This window comes from Bacillus sp. 17RED48, from assembly GCF_019837545.1.
GTDB classification, from domain to species: Bacteria; Bacillota; Bacilli; order Bacillales; family Bacillaceae_G; genus Bacillus_A; species Bacillus_A wiedmannii.
This window is the reverse complement of record NZ_JADAXG010000006.1, coordinates 325,170-345,718: the sequence shown is the minus strand read 5'-3', so window position 1 is coordinate 345,718 and position 20,549 is coordinate 325,170. Positions and strand designations below refer to the sequence as shown.

The following is a 20,549-nucleotide window of genomic DNA, read 5'->3' as shown; positions in this document are numbered from 1 at the left end:
TTTAAATAATTACTTTTTTTGATATTTTTCTTTTTTTATTTCTTCGATCAAATTAAAATTCGGTTTCCCAAAAGGATTAATTGCATATGGCCGATGAGATATACTTATTAGCTGATATGCCAAAAACAAATCATTTTCCTCTAAACAGTCTCTCCCTTGCCTCACTGCATGTACTGTCGCTTCTTCTAATATTTTCTTAACATAAAAAGGAATCCCTTTAGAAGCGTAATATAATTTCTCAGATAAATTAGGATTAGCTAAATATGATTTGCACACAAACGGAAGTTGATGATCCAGGTTATTTAAAAATGCTCTAAATACTATTTGTTCTTCTTTACTTTCATACTCAAATGATTTCAAATCTAATCTTGTGCAAAAGCGCCGATCTAACTGTGCATTATGCTGGAAAATTTTCTGTGACTCTGGCATGCCACAAATTAAAACAGGAACTCCTACATCATCAGTAAATGACTTCACCCAATCAGACGCTCGATTAAAGACATGTTGTGTCTCCCTATCAATTAAATGTTGAAATTCATCAATTACTACCATTTGAACTTCACATTTTTCAATAAATTTTAATAACCTCGCAGTCTGATTATTCTCTGTACCTTTATCATATACAGGATCCCCCAAATCTAATAAAATTTTAGAAGCTACAGATTTTGGAGTAGCTCCAACAGGAACCTTAGTATATAAAATTGGAATTTTGGTGCATCCATCTATCATCTTCCTCGGGTATTTATTCTGATATTCTTTTAATAAAGTTGACTTTCCTACTCCTGTTTCTCCAGAAAGAAATATCCCATCTGGTTGAATAGATCCCTCTGATAACAAATGATATTCTTCAATCCGCTCTATCACCCTTTTATATCCTGGATGCTGAATGACTATTTTTTTTACATGTTCCTTTCTTGTTCTAATTTCCTCAAAACTAGGATTCCGTCCGTTCAATTCTCCGAATTTAATTTTATTACTCATTATCGCCACCCCTAAAAGTAACATCCCATTCAGGTAGATCCTTAAGATCAATTTCATAACTCATTCTATTAGTTGATTTTTTGTGTTCTTTATTCACATTCCCTTGAGGTAGTATGAGTGTTTCTAAAGCCTTTGGAGTTTCTAATTGAACATGCGAAATACCCATAGACGATACATCTAATGCTATTTGTGGTTGTTCATTATTTTTTTCACCCTCATTTAAAATTGGTTTTTTTAATCTTCTTGCCTTTTTTTGCTCTTCTCTCTGTATTTCCTCTATCTTTCGATTTGCCCTTCCTATACTTCTTTGATCCACCTTGTTTTTCTTTTCAATCCTAGCTTTAGAATTCAGTTCCAAAGTGGAATAATGTACTGGATATTCAGCATTGATACCTTTTCTCTCCAATCCAGTATTATAAGCCTTAATATACTTTCTTTCATAAGAGTTATACACATAAATACTTCGCATATCATCTAAATCATACCTTACCCTAACTTTTCCTCCCTCTTCTTTCCCGTTTATTTCAAGATAGTTTTTATAATTCATAAGATCCGCGCTAGTATAGTATTCATTTTTAATCACTATCCCTTTATTAGTAATAGTACGTTTTTCTAATCCTCCCATTAAAATAAATTTAAGCTCTTCTTTACTCCTAGGCATCGGCAAAGATAATTGTGGATTTTCTTTCATTCCTCTTTCCCATAATTCTCTAGGCGTAGCCCCTCTTCTAGAATCGTAAGAATTTGCAATTAAATCTACAAGTGCTATATGTAGCATATATATAAACCCTTGCATAGTAATACACGCTTTTCCTTCTGAATCATATTGTCCCCGTTCAAGAGGATTTGAAAAAGTCGTTCCTTTTAAGCTATGAACAAACTTTGTATTTAACGTCCTGAATGCTCTTTCTATTGTTCCTTTTTGATTACCTGCTCCTACTGCACAGTATTGAATTTCTCGAATTCCTACCTGTAGACATGCATCATCTAAATCCAACGATTCATTCACCTTTGCATTATCTAGTACTATTAATTCAGGAATTCCAAAGCCCTCCCATTTATTTTCTACCATAGGATACAATCGTTTCACATATGTCTTAGGCATAATTGTATGCAACAAGCATTGCTTAACTGCTTGTGTATTAATATTTCCAAACGTTACAAAGAAACCTAATGGGTATCCTGTAAATTTATCTATTGCATAAACTAACCATGGTCTTCTTGGCTTTAAGGTCTCTAAATCTAATAACATAATATCTAGTGGTGTCCAATCGATTTCAACTCTTTGTAAAGGCCTTGTAACAACCACTTCCTTCGTAGAACCCTTTTGAATCAAATCCGCTTGAACTTTACCGTATTTCAATGTATTTAGCTTATGTTTATCTACAACTTGCTTTACCCTTCTATAAAAGGTTGACTTAGAAATTGATTTAATCTCTTCTCCCAAATCTCGAAATTCATTATATTCATCAATTCTTAGAAGAAATTCCGAGTATAATTGTTCTAATGTCCTTTTTTCTCCCCTATATAAATAATCTTTTAGAACTTCATCTAATAAATTTAACACTTTCTCATTTGTACTAGGCCCTTTGGGTCCGCTACGCGCCGGCACTAGACTTCTTATATCATTAGTAATATTCCAACGTTTTTTCCATTCATAAAATGTTGATTTACTAATTTTCGGCTCTATTTTAATTAAATATTCAGATATTTCTTCAGGTAAAATTTCTCCTTTAATAACCGGTTCTAATATCTTATATCTTCTTTTGGCCTCTATTTGAACATGATTAGGAAGTGCTTCAAATTCTGGAATTTGATTAATATATTCACTTTCCTCATTTATTCGAAAAATTAATTGCTCCTTTGCCCATAAATCTAATAACTCCTCTTTACTCCAGATTTCTATCCTCTTATAATCAATATTTTCTATCTCTAAGTCCTTTTCCATCTCTTTTCTAACTATATACTCATTGTCGCGAATCATAAAGCGTAGACCACATTTAAATTGGTATGCTCCCACCTTAATCCTCCTAACTATAAGCGGAGTATACTAGACTCATTAATAACTTCACTAGTCAAGTCCACTTTTATTAAGTTTTTGCATATCATAAAATAAACATTTCCAATAATTTCAGCCTCACTAAATTCAGAGAGCATTGGCCTTAATTCCTTAATCGTACATGTATTTTTATGTTTCTCCATATAATCACTTACATATTTCATAATACTATTATTAGTTTGTGCTTCTTTAATCACCATTAATTTATCAAGATTTTCAATTAAATATCCCTTTCTTATATCATCCTCAGTCATAATTGAATATATCCAATCTTGTTGTTCACAGTACATCTTTCCTACCTCAAACTTAACAAGATTATCTGAATCCTTAATACGTTCTTTGGGTTTTATTTCATATAAATATGTATGCAAATCTCTTGTGATCACTTTAAAATCAGGAAAATACCTATAAGCTCTCCCCTCATACCTATATTGAATACATAAGGGCTGCGATTCATAAAAAACAACATTACAATCAAATTCTAAAAGTTTAATGAAGTCTCTTTCTAACAAACTCTCATAAAAAATAGATTTACCTAAACGTTGACTAAATATCTTTCCTCTAAAATTCTTCCCTTTACTGGGCATAACTTTTCTTGAATTTCCCATCCGATTTCACCTCTTACATCGTTAAGTATAGCTATCAAAACAAATGTAAATAATGACTTATAAGGAGTGATAATTTTGTTTCTTATTTATGTCCAACCTTATGAAAATGAAAGCCTAGCAAGCTTTATATTTCGTACTGCTAAAGAAAATTTTATGGAAGAACCACTTTGGTTCTTATCATTATTTACAGAAAGATATAAGCATAAACTCTGTGAATCCTCACTAAATTGGCTAGACGATATACCACTATCAGAAATTTGCGAAATATTAAAAATGAATATCCAAGATGCAGAACGAATGACATTTCCTAATTTATTAAAGCAGTTACATCTCCCCTTAAAAAATAAAGTTAAATGTCCATGGATTATGTATCACACAACAAAATTTTGTCCTTTTTGTATTGTAGAAAAGCAATACCATCGTATTGCTTGGAGCTTGACATATTCTCATTGTTGCCCAAAACATAACGTGTTTTTAATTGAAAAATGCGTAAAATGCAACAAACACATTACACCTAGGAGAATTATTTTAGATCAATGTGGATGTGGAGCAACTTTAAGTACATTTCCCGTAAATTACGTAGAAGATTTATCATTAATAGAATACCAAAAAATAATTAATAATTTATTCATCAAGAAAGGGTCATTCCATTTAAATAAATGGATTACAAATCATAGAATGCTTTTTAAATCATTAGAATTTTTCGCAACATGGATTCCTCAAATATTGCCAAAACATGAGATTCCCTCAATACAAAATATTGCTTTTTCTGAAAATGTTATTGCTAGAACTAGATTAAAAAAAGAAAAAAGTGATCAACAAGCTCTCATACTATACACATATGCATATAAACTTCTATATGATTGGCCAAACTCCTATCATAATTTAATAAGAACCGCTGAAAACAATGTAGAAGATAATAATTTTTCGATATTTATCAAAACTGCCCTACCAAATTTATTACAAACAGAACTCTATCCTATTTTTAAAGAATTCATTAACTATCTAGGTATATATAAACTACAAACAAAAGATTCTCTTATTTCTTTAGAAGAAATCCCACAATTAATTAAACATTTCAATAAAGATATAGTGGAAAGTAATTATTTTCATCCTTTACCAGTAAATTTAAAAGATATAAACTTAACTGTGTATAAACAAAAAGAAATTGAAAATTGGTGTAATTTTTATAATGAAAGCATCACGAAAGAAGAAGCACGTAGTATATTAGGAACTAGTGCCAAAGTAACGTATCAAATTTTATCTAATAATCTTATTCAAGATATTGCTCATAAAAAAAACGGTTCCATGACAAGTTGGATTATCCCTATACATGCATTAGCAAACTTCATAAAAGAACTAAAAAAACAATCAGTAAGAACTCTCGAACAAAAAGAAATTCGTACTTTAAATAAAGCTTTTGAATGGATAGGCTATACAAATTCTCATCATCTAATACGTGCTATGTTAGAAGGAAAGATTAAGTATATTTTTAATGAAAAGAATTTAGGAAATTCGGTACTTCCAGTTCACGATATTTATACTGTAATACGTAATATTATGTTAAAAAATGCTGAAATAGCTGGAGAGTTACCTATATCCAATCTTACATTTCTATTAGGTGTTAAAAAATCCGATATTGAACATTGGATTAAAACTAAAAGATTTGGAGAAAATAAAAGCTTAAATGCTGTTACATTTGAGAATTTTCATTTATTCAAAAAGCAGTATCTCACAACTTATCAGTTATCACATATAACCGGCCTGAGCATTTCACAAATAATTAAGAAAAATTATACTGGAAAAATCCATTCTATTTCTGGTCCAAAGTTCAATGATGGAAATAAAATACTTTTTCCCATTAATGTATTAAAAGACCTTCAAGTCCACAAATACCACTTTTAAAATTCAATTACAAACGTAAAACACCTACCTATTACATGTTTACCAAAATACGTAACTGGTAGGTTATAATATCACCTTTACATCTTCACTTTTATAAAGATATCCTTCGCTCCCATCAATCTCAATACCTGAAATCGGCTCAATTCCCATCCCACTTAATTTTTTCATCATATACACAGAGATGGTATTATTCTTTTCCGCAATTTCTTTTAGAGTAATATATTTTTTTTGAAACATCTGTATATCTTCTAATGCAAACCTTTTCCCTCCTGAATCACCATTTCCTATTAAAAATCCTCTTTTTATCCAACTTGAAATTACTGATTGTCTTAACCCTATAATTTTGGCTGCATCTTTAATTGATAATATAATTTTTTTAGGATTATCCTTACGATAATTTTCTATAACCATTTCAATATCACTTTTTAAAAATAGCAATGTTCTTAAACCTCTATCCTTCACTCTTCTCTTAGGCCGTACCGTCCCCTCAAATATAGCCCTAAAAAAATAATTCAGCTCAACTTTGCTAAACTTGATGTTTCTTAAAGCTTGATTAAATACTATTAAATCGTCCGTAATCTGATCTGTCTCTTGTAAATATATTTCCATCTTTAATAGAAACTCTTTTATACTTATTGCAGAATATATTTTTCTTTTCCTTAACCCTTCCAAATCGTGTATTCTTCTAATATATCCTTGCTCATCTAATATTTCTAAAATTGGCAGTTCAGTCCCTAATAATTCTATTACTTGAGTTGTAAATAGATAATCTTTCTTTCTTATCAGATACTTAGACAATGTAGCCGTTTTAATTGAAGTATGGACATAACCTCTTTTAGAAGTTTTAGATTCCAATATGCCCTTGCTTATTAAATGATTTAACACTCTTCGATCAATTTTTAAAACCTTCATTGCCTGTTCTCCAGACACAAATTCATTATTATATAAATCTTTTTTTCCAAGTTCTACTGGTTTATGCCAATTATCATTTATAAAGTTCTTGAATTCATAGCGCAAAAATTCAAAAGAGTCACATTCATACTTTTTTATTAACTCCTTATAAAACCTACCAAATGCCTTACTTAATCCTTCTCCTCTAATATAAATTTTATCTAAGAAAGCATAAAATTTATGTGGCCAATTTGTAAATATCTCATAAATCTGAAGAATAATCTTTTTTTCTACTTCATTTTGCATTGAAAAATCAACAATTGGCCTCTTCTCTTTATTATACCCTCCTATCCTTAACCAAATTGTAATCATTAAATTAAGTAATTCTACAAATTTAAGGTTCCATATCGCATCTATTTGAGTATCAAAGGTTTTAATTTCATAATATAAATTATAAAAAAAATGAACAAAACTAATACAATCCTCTTCTACCTTTACATGATCTAACAATTTCAGTTCAAATCCACAGTTACATTTTTTTAATGTTTTTCTTATCGGAGATATCTTACTGTTACATCTTGGGCATTCATTAACCAAATACAAATTATGTATGGGACAAATAACATTAACTGTATAGTTCCAAATTTTCTTCTGATAAAAATTCTCATTAAAACAAGCTGGGCAAATTTTATCAGCATATAAATTAATACCTAACTTAAAGCCCGTCCTTATAAATCCAAGATTAGTGGTATCCATAATTTTATCATTAAAAGTCATACTCCATAATTCTCTTTCAGTAATACCAGTAATGTTGCTCAGTAACTCTAAACTTATCTTACCCGCATCACCTCTAACAATTTTCTTTTTTTTTATCTGAGCCATAGTATATATCCAACTAGAATTTTCATAACCATTATAATCAGTTATTCTTAATATATATCCTGCTAAAGATTCATCTTCTAAAGGTTTTGGAGTTAGCAATAACCTTTCCAATAAGCCATACCTCTCCTTCATTTATTTTTTTATTATTTCAAAATAAAACAGCTAAGAAAATATAATTTTCTTAGCTGTTTTACTTTCTAGCTGATTTTGAAATCTAGTTTAGGAGTTCTTGAAACTATTCCGAATAATTATGAAAAATCACACTATTACATCGCTTCCGAATCCCACTCATGCTCCTGCTGAACAAACACAATTCCTAATTCGTGATGTCCTCCGGCGTATAATGCCGTTTGAGCAAGACGAAGCTCTCCATTTGTATCTAATACTTCTAACTTACAAAATGCTCCTGTCGTCTTCGTTTGAAGCGCATCATAAAATTCCTCAGCGCTTCCTGGAATGACTCCATTTACTTTCGTAATTACTTCTCCAGGCAGTAAATTCAGCTCTGCCCCAATTGTATTCGGGATTGTATCTAATACAACAAGCCCATCATTACGTGCAGCGAAGTAAGCCGGTCTTGTCTCATCCGCAATTTTTTCTTGCATGGAAATTGTGAAACGCCCAAGCATTGCGACTCCCATTGCGATAATGGCAAGTACGTGCCACCAATAACTTGCGATTCCTAAAACAAGTACAATTCCTGCTAATCCGTAGACCCGTCTTCCTGTAAATAATAAAGCTTCCGTTGGCTCATAACTTCTAATCTTTCTCATAAATCCAATTAAAAATGGAACGAGGAATAAAGAATAGGTATCAGAACCGATTGAAATGACAGGCCACCATGAAATAAACTGCGTTACTGCATCACCTGGTACAAGAATAAAAATAGGCACGATCCATAAACGCTTTGATTCGTGTAAACCAATCTTTAGCCCACGCTTACCCTTCTTAATCTTCGGCGTAGAATATCCTACTGCATTTTTAGAAATCAACAAGCCCTCTACAATAAGCATGACGCCTAGTAAAATAGCAAGAGATACAATCGTACTCTCTTCACCTTCTCCAAGCTGTAAGAAGGAAACTGGTAGCTTAGAAGATAATAGAACGCATACAATTGCGATACTAAATGTATAAGCTGCTGATAAATATCGATACATAGCAGTTAATCCAAATAATAACGTCCAAAGTAAGATGACCCATAAGCTCGCTTTGGAAACGACAAGGCCAAGTCCAATTGTAATAATAGATACGATTAATCCGTATCCAACTCCCGCAAATAGAGATGTTCGCAGTTCAAACCAAATATCATAAACTTTAAAGGAAAAATCCTTTCGTTCTCGTAACATACGTAAGTATCCAACGAAGATACTACTTATTAAAAATACATAGACAGCAGGGTGTAAGAAAAAACGTCCAACTGCCCGCATTATTTCAAAAATCCATGCCTCCACGAACCCATTCACCACCATTTATATCATTCTTTCTTTTTATATTATCATAACTGGACAAACGTTTGTTTAACACAAAAAAATACAGGCAGCAAACTGCCTGTATTTCTTTTTATCCCGCTTTAATGGGCAGTAAGACCCCCACCTCAAAATTCAGCGAAAGCAAAGAATTTAGGTGGGGGATCAACTGCCCATTAAAGTCCGATTGGTTCAACTAATAACCAGTGGGGGATGAAGAAAACCCCCACTGATTAAAGTTTCACTTTATTTCGCTATTAATTTTAATGCGGACTGTAATTGTAAATCATTTTCTCCAGAACGGATTTTTTCAATAATTTTAGTTTGAATCGCCTCAGCTGTCTTTTTATCCAGCTGTCCCGTCGCTTCCATCTCATTCGCATTTTGGAATGCTTTCAGCGCTGATTCTGTCTCTTTACTAAAGTATCCATCTTCACGCCCCGGTACATATCCTAAACTCTTAAGCATTTCTTGCGCGTGTTTTACTTGCACATCATTTGAATTGTATGAAAGTGTTTTTTCAATTTGAATTGGTGTCGCATGATAATAATCTGGTTGCTTCACTTCTACTGTTGGCGCGATTCCTTTTTTATGAATCCAGTTTCCATCCGGTGTTAACCATTTAAACATCGTTAATTTAATATTGCTACCATCTTTAAATGGAACGGCTTGCTGAACAGTACCTTTACCAAACGTTTTTTCACCAATTAAATCGTATCCTTCTCCCTCTTTTAGCGCACCCGCTAAAATCTCTGAAGCAGAAGCACTTCCGTTATCAATTAATACTGAAATTGGATATGGCTTTTTCTCTTTCAGTTCCGTAGAGAATTTCTTTTTCTCACCATTTCGTTGCTCTACTTGTAGCATCGGCTTTTTATCCGTCATAATTTCCCCTAGTATCTCTTCTACACTATTTAAGTAGCCACCAGGATTACCACGCACATCAATAACTAAGCCTTTTATATTTTTCTTCTCTAACTCTTTTAACTGATCCTTAAATTCTTTCGCCGTATTTTCAGCAAAAGAAGTAATTTGCATATAACCGATATCTTTTCCACTCTCTTGTTTCACAGAACTAAACACTGTGAAGATTGGAATTTTTTCACGCTTAATTTTAAATACAATCGGATCAGCTACTCCTGCACGCTTAATTTCAATCGCGACAGTCGTTCCTTTTTTACCACGAATCTTTAATACTGCTTCTTCACGTGATAAATCTTTCACACTATTTCCATCTACAGATAAAATTTGGTCATTCGGTTTAATTCCAATCTTTTCTGCCGGTGAGCCTTTAATTGGAGATACGATAATAAGCTTACCGTCCGTTTTGTTCACCTCAGCCCCGATCCCCTCTAACTCAGGATCAAGTGATTCACTAAACTGTTTAGCCGTTTCTTTATCCATATACGTGGAATAAGGGTCCTTCAGCGTAGACAACATGCCTTGTATTGCACCTTCGACTAACTTGTCATCCTTCACGTCTTCCACATAACGTGAATCAATTAGTGCATACGCCTCATTAATTTTTGCCAAATTCCCTTGCGCGGTGCTAGCGTTTCCACTCGAAATTGTTTGCGTTACTTCTGCTGGGTTAACCCCAAATAAAGACATACCTGCAAACATTCCGCCAGCACCAATTAAAAATGCAACAACCATTCCAATAATTGCAACTCTACGTTTCAATGCGGAATTCCCCTTTCCAAAACACACAGGTGGTGTAGCAAAAGGCATCACACAGTGTGTGATGCCTTTACCTATTTCTACTATATGATAAGCTTGTACGAATTATGTTTGCAACTTTTTATACTTTTAAGAAGCGACGAATTGACATTACACTTCCCCACATACCGATTAAAGCCCCGATTAACACTAGTAAACCAGCTAATTGGAATACGAAAGGACTGTATGGTAGAAGTTCGAAAATTGTTCCGCCAAGTTTTTCGTTAAACACACTTTGTAGTGAATTATACGTAACTAGAATTAAGCCAATTGGAATAATTGATCCTAATACTCCTAGGAATAATCCCTCTAATAAGAACGGCCAACGAATAAACCAGTTTGTTGCACCTACCAGTTTCATAATTTCGATTTCTGTACTACGAGCATAAATTGTAATTTTAATTGTATTAGAGATTAAGAACATTGCTGTGAATAAAAGACCAGCAATTAACGCAATCCCGATATTACGTCCTGTTTTTACAGTATCAAATAATTTTTCAACTTGGCCTTTACCGTATTGAACATTACTTACAAACTGCATTTTCTCAATCTTTTTCGCGATTGTCGCTGTATCTGTTGGTTCTTTTGCTTTTACAATGAATACGTTTTTAAGTGGGTTATCTTGTTCAAATAACTCAAACGTTTTTCCGCTATCACCTAAGCTTTTAATTAAGCGTTTTAGCTCTTCTTCTTTAGAAGAATATTTAATAGATTCTACTTTCGCAATCTTACTCATATCATCTTCTAATTTCTTTTGATCAGCTTCTTTTGCTGCTGGATCAATGTGTACACGAATTTCTACATCTTGCTCTACTTTCGTCGCAAAATGGTTCATATTCATTATCGCTGTTAAAAAGACACCTACAAGTAATAATGTAACTGTTACTGCACTAACAGAAGCAAATGTCATCCATCCGTTACGTGATAGATTCTTTACACCTTCTCGCAAATGTCGACTAAGGGTCTTAGCCTTCATATCCGTATCCTCCCTCAATCTCATCTCGAACAATTTTTCCGCCTTCAATCGCGATTACACGATGACGAATTGTATTTACGATATCTGAGTTATGTGTCGCCATAACAATCGTTGTACCACGCTCGTTAATACGCGTAAAAATCTTCATAATATCAAGAGCTGTTTCAATATCTAAGTTACCTGTTGGCTCATCGGCAATTACAACCTTTGGTCTATTAACAATTGCTCTCGCAATCGCAACACGTTGCTGCTCTCCGCCCGAAAGTTCACTTGGTAGTGCGTCTGCACGATCCTCAAGACCTACAAGACCTAAAACTTCTGTTACACGCTCACGAATGGCTTCTTTTTCTTCTTCAATTACTTCTAAGGCAAACGCAACATTCTCATATACCGTTAACTTAGGTAGTAATTTAAAATCTTGGAAAATTACGCCTAATTGACGACGGAAATATGGAACATCTCTTTCTGCTAATGTTTCAATAACAAGTCCATTTACATTAATTGACCCTGTAGATGGCTTCTCTTCACGATACATCATTTTAATAAATGTAGATTTCCCGGCTCCACTCGGTCCAACTACGTATACAAACTCACCTTGTTTAATGTTAACTGTGAGACCAGCAATGGCTTTCATACCATTCGGGTACTCCTTATAAACATTCGTCATTTTTATCATTATTTATCACCCAATACTTAATGATTTTTTTCGAAATACTTTTCTGTACATCTGAAAATAAAAACTTTATTCTCACTTAACCACTCTTGTTGAAGGTAGCTTCCATTCATGCTTTTTATTAGCAGCGCTACTCTATGTAATATATTTCAGCAAAATTCTACAAACCCCATTGTAACATCAAACGGTTTCCAGTTCGGATACATTTTTGTTACAGTTATGTTACACTCCAGAAAAAGGAAACGAGTCGTCATAGTTCTTACCCAAAATCATTTTGGGATAAGATTATATAACCAACTCGTCCATTTTATCCTTTTTTATTTATGTTCAGCTAACCAATCAGCTACTTTTTTCGCATCTTCACCTTGAATGATTCCTGGTGACATAGAACCGCGACCTTTTTCAATAATCTTTTCAATCTCTGCTGCATCATATTTCTGTCCCACTTTTCGTAAATCCGGTCCAGTTGCTCCCGATAAATCTTTCGCGTGACAGCCTATACAACTTTTTTGGTAAATTTGCTCTGCGCTATCTGTGCTTGCAGATTGTTTCGAAGGCTTACTCTCTTCTTTATTTCCACATGCTCCTAAAGCAAAAACGACTGATGTTCCTAACGCAATAGCCAACAATTTCTTTTTCACTTCTATCGCTCCCCATTGTTGATATTCTTTTCATTCCTAACACACTCATTTTCATTATAAGCATTATCTTTATATAGAAAAACTAAGGTATATTTCATATTTTTCAAAAATACAGTAAGAACCCTGATAATATAAAGCTTTCATAAGTTGTTTCAATTCTGTGAACAACATAAAAACTTCTATAAAGAATTCTTGTTGAACAGAAAATCAGAAAAGTTCTGTTCAAGTCTTACTCTATTGCCGCTCTGTTTTACTATTCTCTACTTTTTACAATACAATATACAACATTGTATGCTACATATAATCCCATCAAAAAGAGAAGTTGTCGTTTCCAACTTCTCTTCCTCTTTACTTCATCTATAGAAATAAAATCAAATTCTTTATCTCCTCGACTATCCTCAGCATACGCCAACAACTTTGTTGGCTTTTTTTCGCTTATTAGATGCGAGAACGTAAGTAAGCATCAATAAATGGATCAATTTCTCCATCCATAACCGCTTGTACGTTACCAACCTCTGTATTTGTACGGTGGTCTTTCACAAGAGAATACGGGTGGAATACGTAAGAACGAATTTGGCTACCCCATCCGATTTCTTTTTGTTCACCGCGAATTTCATCTAACTCCGCTTGTTGCTCTTCTAATTTCTTTTGGTACAATTTCGCTTTTAACATTTTCATCGCGTGCTCACGGTTTTTAATTTGTGAACGCTCTGACTGACATGTTACAACTGTGTTTGTTGGTGTATGTGTAATACGAACTGCTGAGTCTGTCGTATTAATATGCTGTCCACCTGCACCACTTGCACGGTACGTATCAACTTTTAAGTCTTCTGAACGTATTTCGATTTCAACTTCATCATTGAACTCAGGTACAACTTCACAAGATACGAACGATGTATGACGACGGCCTGAAGAATCGAATGGCGAAATACGTACAAGACGATGTACACCTTTCTCTGCCTTTAAATAACCGTAAGCGTTATGACCTTTAATTAATAAAGTAACACTCTTAATACCAGCTTCATCACCTGGTAAGTAGTCAACCGTTTCTACTTTAAACCCACGTTTTTCAGCCCAACGTGTGTACATACGTAATAACATAGAACCCCAGTCTTGTGACTCTGTTCCACCAGCACCTGGGTGTAATTCTAAAATAGCGTTATTTTTATCATAAGGATCGCTTAGTAGTAACTGAAGCTCATACTCATTCATTTCTTGAATTAAGCCTTTCACTTCAGATTCAAGTTCCTCATGTAAATCTTCATCATACTCTTCTTTTAAAAGCTCATGTGTGATTTCTAAATTTTCGAATGTCTCATCTAACTGACGGAACTTTCCAACCATCTCTTTCAGTGCATTAGCTTCGTTAATTACAGCTTGTGCGCCTTGTTGGTCATCCCAAAATCCTGCACCCATCATTGTCTCTTCTAACTCTGCAATTTGTTTCTCCTTAGTAGGAAGGTCAAAGAGACCCCCTAAAAGCCGCTAATCTCTTAGCCATTTTCTCTAATTCTTGTCTAATTTCTACTAATTCCATTTCCTTCACCTCTATGTAATTGCTGTTACTTTCTTATGAAAACAAGGGAAACTCTCTCCACTTATGACGGAGAGAGTTTAATCTTTCTTAATTATACATTTTTGATGTGAAATTTTGCAAAGCAATCTGGGCTATCGCCCTGTATTACTTCCCGATACCACAGCAGTTTTTATATTTTTTGCCGCTACCACATTTACATAAATCGTTGCGGCCTACTTGGTCACCTTTTACAACTGGTTTTTTCTTCGCTTCTTCGCCATCACTAGATGGATGAACAGCTTCACCTTGAACAACTTCTTGACGCTCTAAGTTTTGTTCAATTTCAGCTTTCATAATGTAACGAGAGATTTCCTCTTCAATAGAAGCAATCATCGACTCGAACATTGCGAATCCTTCCATTTGATACTCACGAAGTGGATCAATTTGACCGTAAGCACGTAAATGAATACCTTCACGAAGGTGATCCATCGCATCAATATGCTCTGTCCATTTCGTATCTACTACACGGAATACAACAACTTTTTCAAACTCACGCATTTGCTCTTCTGGCAGAAGCTTTTCTTTGTCGTTGTAACGCTCTATTAATTTCGCGATAATTGGCTCGCTCATTTCCTCTGGAGCAAGACGACGTAACTCTTCTTCTTTTATATCGCCTTCTTGCAGAAGGTTTGTATTTAAGTAGTCAACAAGACCTTTAATGTTCCAATCTTCTTCAATTTCCTCTTGTGTATGAAGCGCAACAGCACGTTCTACTGTAGATTTCATCATACCTTCAATAATACTGCGTAAGTTCTCAGAATCCATTACTTCTTGACGCTGTTTGTAAATAACTTCACGTTGCTGACGAAGTACATCATCGTACTGCAGTAACTGCTTACGTGCATCATAGTTATTTCCTTCTACACGTTTTTGCGCAGATTCTACCGCACGAGAAACCATTTTACTTTCAATCGGCTGTGAATCATCCATACCAAGACGATCCATCATCGCTTTCATATTGTCAGAACCGAAGCGGCGCATTAGTTCATCTTCCATAGACAAGTAGAACTGCGTTACACCAGGGTCCCCTTGACGACCAGCACGACCACGTAACTGATTATCAATACGACGGCTTTCGTGACGCTCTGTACCGATAACTGCTAGACCAACGTTTTTAATATCGTCTCCAAGCTTAATATCCGTACCACGACCAGCCATATTCGTCGCAATCGTTACAGCACCTTTCATACCAGCTTCTGCAATGATATCTGCTTCTCGCGCATGGTTTTTCGCATTTAAAATGTTATGGCGTACACCTTTACGTGTTAACATTTTTGAAATAAGCTCTGACGTTTCAATTGCAACTGTACCAACAAGAATAGGTTGCCCTTGTTTATGACGATTTACAATATCCTCAACAACTGCATTGAATTTGCCTTCCATTGATTTGAAGATTAAATCAGCACGGTCATCACGAATAATATCTTTGTTCGTTGGAATTACGATAACATTCATATTGTAAATACTACGGAATTCTTCTTCTTCCGTTTTCGCTGTACCAGTCATACCAGATAACTTTTCATACATACGGAAATAGTTCTGGAACGTAATTGTTGCGAGTGTCATACTTTCATTTTGAATTTCTACGCCTTCTTTTGCTTCAATAGCTTGGTGCAAACCTTCGCTATAACGACGACCTTTCATAAGACGACCAGTAAATTGGTCTACAATTACGATTTCGCCTTCTTGTACAACATAATCTGTATCAAGGTGCATGACAACGTGTGCACGAAGCGCCTGATTAATATGGTGAAGAAGTGCGACATGTTTTAAATCGAATAAGTTTTCAATATGGAAAGCTTTCTCTGCTTTCGTAATACCATCTTCAGTTAACATTACATTTTTCGTTTTCACATCAAATGAATATTCTTTTTCATTTTCTAATGTACGAACGAATGCATTTGCAAACATGTATAGCTCTGTTGATTTTTGAGCTTGTCCCGAAATAATAAGCGGCGTACGTGCTTCATCGACTAAAATAGAATCGACTTCATCGATAATAGCAAAATGAAGTGGACGCTGAACGCACTGTTCTCTATATAAAACCATGTTGTCACGTAAGTAATCGAATCCAAGCTCATTATTTGTGCTATACGTAATATCAGCAGCATAAGCCTCTTGTTTCTCTTCGCGTGACATACTGTTTAAGTTAATTCCTACTGTTAAGCCAAGGAACTCATGAAGTTGTCCCATTTCGCTCGCATCACGTTGTGCTAAGTATTCATTGACCGTAACAACGTGAACACCTTTTCCTGTTAAAGCATTTAAATATACAGGTAATGTAGATGTTAACGTTTTACCTTCACCCGTTTTCATCTCAGAGATATTCCCTTCATGTAAGGCAATACCACCCATTAACTGCACACCATACGGACGCATTCCAAGAACACGAGTCGCAGCTTCGCGAACAACTGCAAAAGCTTCAGGAAGTAGATCATCTACTGTCTCACCTTTTGTTAGACGTTCTTTAAATTCAAGCGTCTTTCCTTTTAATTGTTCATCTGTTAGTGGCTTAATAGATGATTCTAATGCATCAATTTGCTCAACTGTCTTCTGCATACGTTTAATTTGGCGTTGATTTACATCAAATACCTTTTTTAAAATACCGATCATAGGAAATACGCTCCTCTTTTTTATTAAAATAAAACTTCCGATTGTTTTTCTTTTTCTCTATTACAATCAGTCGTTGTAAAAATCAAATGTATGTTATGCCAATTTTTCTCCTAATTAAAAAAACTAAAATGTATATACCTAATGATAATTGTAACACTTGTCTTATAACTATGACAACAATCGGCCGAATGTCTCGTTCTAAATTAAGGAAACTTTTTAAAAAAATCTATTTTCAGCAAAAAAAGCGCAGCCATTTCGGCTGCGCTTTTGAATTATTATTTAGTTTCGATTAAACCATATTTCCCGTCTTTACGGCCATATACAACATTAGTTTCATTTGTATCAGCATTTGTGAAGACGAAGAAATTATGTCCTAGCATATCCATTTGTAGGATCGCTTCTTCAACGTCCATCGGTTTTAAATCAAATCGCTTTGTACGTACAAGTTCTAATTCATCCTCTTCTACCGCATCCAGAACAGCTACTGCTTCTGGAAGGATAAAGTTCGTTTTCACAGAACCTTTCTCACGTAACTTACGATTTACCTTTGTTTTATGTTTACGAATTTGTCGCTCAAGTTTATCAACTACTAAATCGATAGCAGCGTACATATCGCTATTAGTTTCTTCTGCACGAAGTAATAAATCAGTAAATGGAATTGTTACCTCGACACGTTGCTTGTCAGAGTATACTTTTAAATTAACTTTAATCTCTGGGAATGTATCAAAATAACGCTCTAACTTACTTAGTTTTTTCTCTACATATTCCTTTAATGCTGGAGTTACTTCAATATTTTCACCACGAATGTTGAATTTCATAGATGAATTCCTCCTTTCAAGCCTATGTACTATAATTTCGACATTGGCTTAAAAACTCCTTCTAACTTTTTTAAAAAAATTAGTGGAATTGCGATTTTTTTATCGTTTTTTGTTGAAATGAAAAGATGCATCGTTTCTATCTTTATTTTATCCTATTAACATCGTGAATAACGAATATAACTGTGGACAATTCGTTACAGAAAAGAAACAACTTTTTGACAACTTGATTCGTAACAAAAACCCCTTGCAAAAACAAGAGGTTCTACCATATATATAACGTTGCCACAAACGCAGCTTTCTCTTCCCAAAAACAATATTCCTACAGTTTTACAACATTAGCTGCTTGTGGTCCACGTGCTCCATCTACAATGTCAAACTCAACTTGTTGCCCTTCTTCTAATGACTTATATCCATCTTGTTGAATCGCAGAAAAATGAACAAACACATCATCACCATCTTCACGCTCAATAAACCCAAATCCCTTTTCTGCATTGAACCATTTCACTCTTCCTTGCATGTTCATTCCATTCCCTTCACTCTTAAAATCAGGGCATTCGCCCCATACTTTGACTATAACGAATGACAACTTACGAAGTCAAAGAAGACTTATCGTCTTTTTATTATCCCTTTCGACAGTTACAGATCAACTTCTACAGAGCGTCAAACTAGAAACTTCCCTTGCTCCTCTATCGTATAAAAGACTTCCAATTTGTCTAACTGTAATTCCTGTCGTATATACATCATCAACGAGTAAGATATGTTGGCCCTGAAACATCTCTTCTCCCTGAAAATAAAAAGGATTACTTCCCGAAAGCCTTTCTTTACGTGTCTTCTTACTTTGCTTTTCTGTTTCCCTTCTTCTTAATGAGGGATAAGAAATTTTGACAGGCAAACAAGCTGCTAATAACTCTGCCTGATTAAAACCACGTTCATATTCCCGTTCCCTACTAAGCGGAACAGCAATAACACTTGAAACATCCGTAAAATACTTTTGAAATAGTTCCCGAAAGGATCGATGAAAAATACGAACCAACTCCGCATCCCCCCGGAACTTAAACTGTGCTAATATTTCTTTCATCTCATCATCGTACACGTGCAAAGAACGATTTTTAAAAGGACGATACTTCTCCACATTTATCCACCTTACGCAATCCATACAAATATCATTTTCTTTATATTCGGAAGGCAAGTCCTCTAAAGGTCGCCCACACTCTATGCAAATCTCTCCTATAATATAGGAAAGTTTCCGCTCACACCTATCACATATATATTTTTTAAGAGGCTTTACAAAGAAGGTGTACCAACTAACTGTTTCCAACATATACTCATCGCAAAGTAGACAATACATTAATCGATTAACCCTTGTTCTTTCGCCTTTTTGTTCATACTTTGAATATGCCTTTTCGCGCGTACCATCGCCTCTGTCTTACCATAATGAAAATAAACGACCTCACCATAAGGTTCTTCAAAACTACGACCTGCTCGGCCTGCAATTTGTACGAGCGCACTTTCTGAAAAGATTGCTTCTTCTGCCCCTAACACCGCAACTTGTAAATTCTTCACAGTTACTCCTCTCTCTAAAATTGTCGTTGTAACTAATAACGGAATTTCTCCCTTTCTGAAAGCTGCTACTTTTTCTTTTCTCATCGGATCTTCTGCATGTACACCATCGATTCTAGGATACAACGTTTTCAATATCAGGCTCAATTCTTCTATATATCGCACATGGGGAACAAATAAAAAAATGGGATACTTTTTGCTTACGTACATTTTTAACCATTGTAGTAACACTCGAGGAATTCTTTTATGGTGGAGACTTTTCTTCCAATTTCCGCACCAGCAAAATAGAGGAACTGGTAACGGGTGCCGGTGATATCGCCCAGAGACAATGACACCTTTTTGTTTACCCCTTCTGAAATTGCGCTTCCACTTTTCATCGGGAGTTGCCGTTAAATAAATACGCGCCGCTTTCTCTTTCATCGCTTGTTCTACTGCATACTGTAGCATTTGATCTGCATGATACGGGAAGGCATCTATCTCATCTACAATCATGACATGAAACGTTCTATAGTAACGTAACAGTTGATGCGTAGTTGCAACGACTAAAGCTGCATCTTTGTCCCTATCTTCACTTCCTCCGTATAAGGACGCTACATTTACATTTGGAAACACTTTTTGTAATCTCGGCGCTAATTCTAGTACAACGTCTGTTCTTGGCGTTGCGATACAAACCCTTTCTCCTTTTCGCAATGCCTCTTCCATACCGTAAAATAACATTTCTGTCTTTCCAGCCCCGCACACAGCCCAAATAAAAAAAGAGTCTTTCTTCTTAATAGCTTCTATAACACCTTGCGCCGCCAACTCCTGACCAGTAGACAAGGCCCCGTTCCACTGTAACGAATTTACACCTTTTTCTCCTTTTCTTTCAGCAATCCCACGAACAAGTACAGCACATTCACTTACCCTCCCCATCGTTATACACTTCCCGCAATACGTACATACTTTACTGCACCTTTTACATAAAAATGATGCAAATAGTCGCTGCTCTATATTTCCGCAGCGCTGACATATATATTTAGAAGCCTTCTTTATTACACCTTGTACACATACGACCTCCCCCTTCTTTTTCAAATCATGTAATGTATCCCGTAAATCTGAAGAGAGTTCCTCTAATAGTAACTGTTTCCCTGCCAACATCAGCAAGCACCTCCAGCACTACTATAAACCCTTCTCATAACCTC

16 protein-coding genes are annotated in these 20,549 nt (G+C 34.8%); 1 reads left to right on the top strand and 15 read right to left on the bottom strand.

All coding sequences use genetic code 11. The annotated features are described in order from the left end of the window. Window positions 1–9: 9 nt before the first annotated feature. Genes ILT06_RS23090 through ILT06_RS23080 form a run of 3 tightly spaced genes read right to left on the bottom strand, consistent with a single transcriptional unit; the run spans window position 10 to window position 3,648 of the window. Window positions 10–981 carry a TniB family NTP-binding protein gene (locus tag ILT06_RS23090; RefSeq protein WP_098675973.1) on the bottom strand — a complete coding sequence of 324 codons (972 nt, stop codon included), beginning with the start codon at window positions 979–981 and terminating at the stop codon, window positions 10–12. Beyond that, the gene (locus ILT06_RS23085; protein ID WP_180230577.1) at window positions 974–2,965 is read right to left on the bottom strand and encodes a Mu transposase C-terminal domain-containing protein; all 1,992 of its coding nucleotides are present in this window, start codon (window positions 2,963–2,965) and stop codon (window positions 974–976) included. The genes ILT06_RS23090 and ILT06_RS23085 overlap by 8 nt, the downstream gene beginning before the upstream one ends. A gap of 50 nt (window positions 2,966–3,015) precedes the next feature. Continuing rightward, on the bottom strand, window positions 3,016–3,648 hold the full coding sequence (locus tag ILT06_RS23080) for a TnsA endonuclease N-terminal domain-containing protein (protein WP_098675975.1): 633 nt from the start codon (window positions 3,646–3,648) through the stop codon (window positions 3,016–3,018). A 75-nt stretch (window positions 3,649–3,723) separates the two neighbouring features. On the opposite strand from ILT06_RS23080, the gene ILT06_RS23075 reads away from it, so the two are divergent. Next, window positions 3,724–5,553 carry a TniQ family protein gene (locus tag ILT06_RS23075; RefSeq protein ID WP_154131450.1) on the top strand — a complete coding sequence of 610 codons (1,830 nt, stop codon included), beginning with the start codon at window positions 3,724–3,726 and terminating at the stop codon, window positions 5,551–5,553. Window positions 5,554–5,616: 63 nt separating this feature from the next. On the opposite strand, the gene ILT06_RS23070 is transcribed toward ILT06_RS23075, so the two are convergent. The 12 genes from ILT06_RS23070 to comFA all read right to left on the bottom strand — a co-directional run bounded on the left by ILT06_RS23070 (window position 5,617) and on the right by comFA (window position 20,505). After that, window positions 5,617–7,437, bottom strand: a complete 1,821-nt coding sequence (locus ILT06_RS23070; RefSeq protein ID WP_180230578.1) for a TniQ family protein — start codon at window positions 7,435–7,437, stop codon at window positions 5,617–5,619. 155 nt (window positions 7,438–7,592) lie between these two features. Further along, complete coding sequence (locus tag ILT06_RS23065) at window positions 7,593–8,777, bottom strand: PDZ domain-containing protein (protein WP_142387439.1); 1,185 nt, start codon at window positions 8,775–8,777, stop codon at window positions 7,593–7,595. A 261-nt stretch (window positions 8,778–9,038) separates the two neighbouring features. Then, window positions 9,039–10,475, bottom strand: a complete 1,437-nt coding sequence (locus ILT06_RS23060; RefSeq protein ID WP_080349976.1) for a S41 family peptidase — start codon at window positions 10,473–10,475, stop codon at window positions 9,039–9,041. A 118-nt stretch (window positions 10,476–10,593) separates the two neighbouring features. Next, window positions 10,594–11,487, bottom strand: coding sequence for a permease-like cell division protein FtsX (gene ftsX, locus ILT06_RS23055; protein ID WP_000645020.1), 894 nt, complete (start codon window positions 11,485–11,487; stop codon window positions 10,594–10,596). Continuing rightward, window positions 11,477–12,163 (bottom strand): cell division ATP-binding protein FtsE, encoded by a 687-nt coding sequence (gene ftsE, locus ILT06_RS23050; protein WP_000594325.1) that lies wholly within the window; start codon window positions 12,161–12,163, stop codon window positions 11,477–11,479. The genes ftsX and ftsE overlap by 11 nt, the downstream gene beginning before the upstream one ends. Before the next feature lie 314 nt (window positions 12,164–12,477). Beyond that, window positions 12,478–12,801, bottom strand: a complete 324-nt coding sequence (gene cccB, locus ILT06_RS23045; protein WP_064476196.1) for a cytochrome c551 — start codon at window positions 12,799–12,801, stop codon at window positions 12,478–12,480. A 438-nt stretch (window positions 12,802–13,239) separates the two neighbouring features. Next, a protein-coding gene (gene prfB, locus ILT06_RS23040; RefSeq protein WP_096001656.1) for a peptide chain release factor 2 occupies window positions 13,240–14,338 on the bottom strand; the annotation gives its coding sequence in 2 pieces (ribosomal slippage) (window positions 13,240–14,265 and window positions 14,267–14,338; 1,098 coding nt in all). Window positions 14,339–14,482: 144 nt separating this feature from the next. Next, a complete protein-coding gene (gene secA / locus ILT06_RS23035) occupies window positions 14,483–16,990 on the bottom strand; it encodes a preprotein translocase subunit SecA (RefSeq protein ID WP_000579393.1) in 2,508 nt (835 codons plus the stop codon). A 275-nt stretch (window positions 16,991–17,265) separates the two neighbouring features. After that, window positions 17,266–17,808, bottom strand: a complete 543-nt coding sequence (gene hpf / locus ILT06_RS23030) for a ribosome hibernation-promoting factor, HPF/YfiA family (RefSeq protein ID WP_000671193.1) — start codon at window positions 17,806–17,808, stop codon at window positions 17,266–17,268. A gap of 319 nt (window positions 17,809–18,127) precedes the next feature. After that, complete coding sequence (gene cspC, locus ILT06_RS23025) at window positions 18,128–18,325, bottom strand: cold shock protein CspC (protein ID WP_001990088.1); 198 nt, start codon at window positions 18,323–18,325, stop codon at window positions 18,128–18,130. A gap of 126 nt (window positions 18,326–18,451) precedes the next feature. Next, the gene (locus ILT06_RS23020) at window positions 18,452–19,156 is read right to left on the bottom strand and encodes a ComF family protein (RefSeq protein WP_064476195.1); all 705 of its coding nucleotides are present in this window, start codon (window positions 19,154–19,156) and stop codon (window positions 18,452–18,454) included. Further along, window positions 19,156–20,505, bottom strand: coding sequence for an ATP-dependent helicase ComFA (gene comFA, locus ILT06_RS23015; RefSeq protein ID WP_222655575.1), 1,350 nt, complete (start codon window positions 20,503–20,505; stop codon window positions 19,156–19,158). The genes ILT06_RS23020 and comFA overlap by 1 nt, the downstream gene beginning before the upstream one ends. Window positions 20,506–20,549 lie beyond the last annotated feature (44 nt).

Excerpts from the sequence above, each read along its gene's own strand:
- cspC (WP_001990088.1), bottom strand. The coding sequence starts at position 18,325 with ATGCAAGGAAGAGTGAAATGGTTCAATGCAGAAAAGGGATTTGGGTTT.
- ILT06_RS23020 (WP_064476195.1), bottom strand. The coding sequence starts at position 19,156 with ATGTATTGTCTACTTTGCGATGAGTATATGTTGGAAACAGTTAGTTGG.
- ILT06_RS23085 (WP_180230577.1), bottom strand. The coding sequence starts at position 2,965 with ATGATTCGCGACAATGAGTATATAGTTAGAAAAGAGATGGAAAAGGAC.
- ILT06_RS23080 (WP_098675975.1), bottom strand. The coding sequence starts at position 3,648 with ATGGGAAATTCAAGAAAAGTTATGCCCAGTAAAGGGAAGAATTTTAGA.
- ftsE (WP_000594325.1), bottom strand. The coding sequence starts at position 12,163 with ATGATAAAAATGACGAATGTTTATAAGGAGTACCCGAATGGTATGAAA.
- ftsX (WP_000645020.1), bottom strand. The coding sequence starts at position 11,487 with ATGAAGGCTAAGACCCTTAGTCGACATTTGCGAGAAGGTGTAAAGAAT.
- ILT06_RS23090 (WP_098675973.1), bottom strand. The coding sequence starts at position 981 with ATGAGTAATAAAATTAAATTCGGAGAATTGAACGGACGGAATCCTAGT.
- secA (WP_000579393.1), bottom strand. The coding sequence starts at position 16,990 with ATGATCGGTATTTTAAAAAAGGTATTTGATGTAAATCAACGCCAAATT.
- comFA (WP_222655575.1), bottom strand. The coding sequence starts at position 20,505 with ATGTTGGCAGGGAAACAGTTACTATTAGAGGAACTCTCTTCAGATTTA.
- hpf (WP_000671193.1), bottom strand. The coding sequence starts at position 17,808 with ATGAAATTCAACATTCGTGGTGAAAATATTGAAGTAACTCCAGCATTA.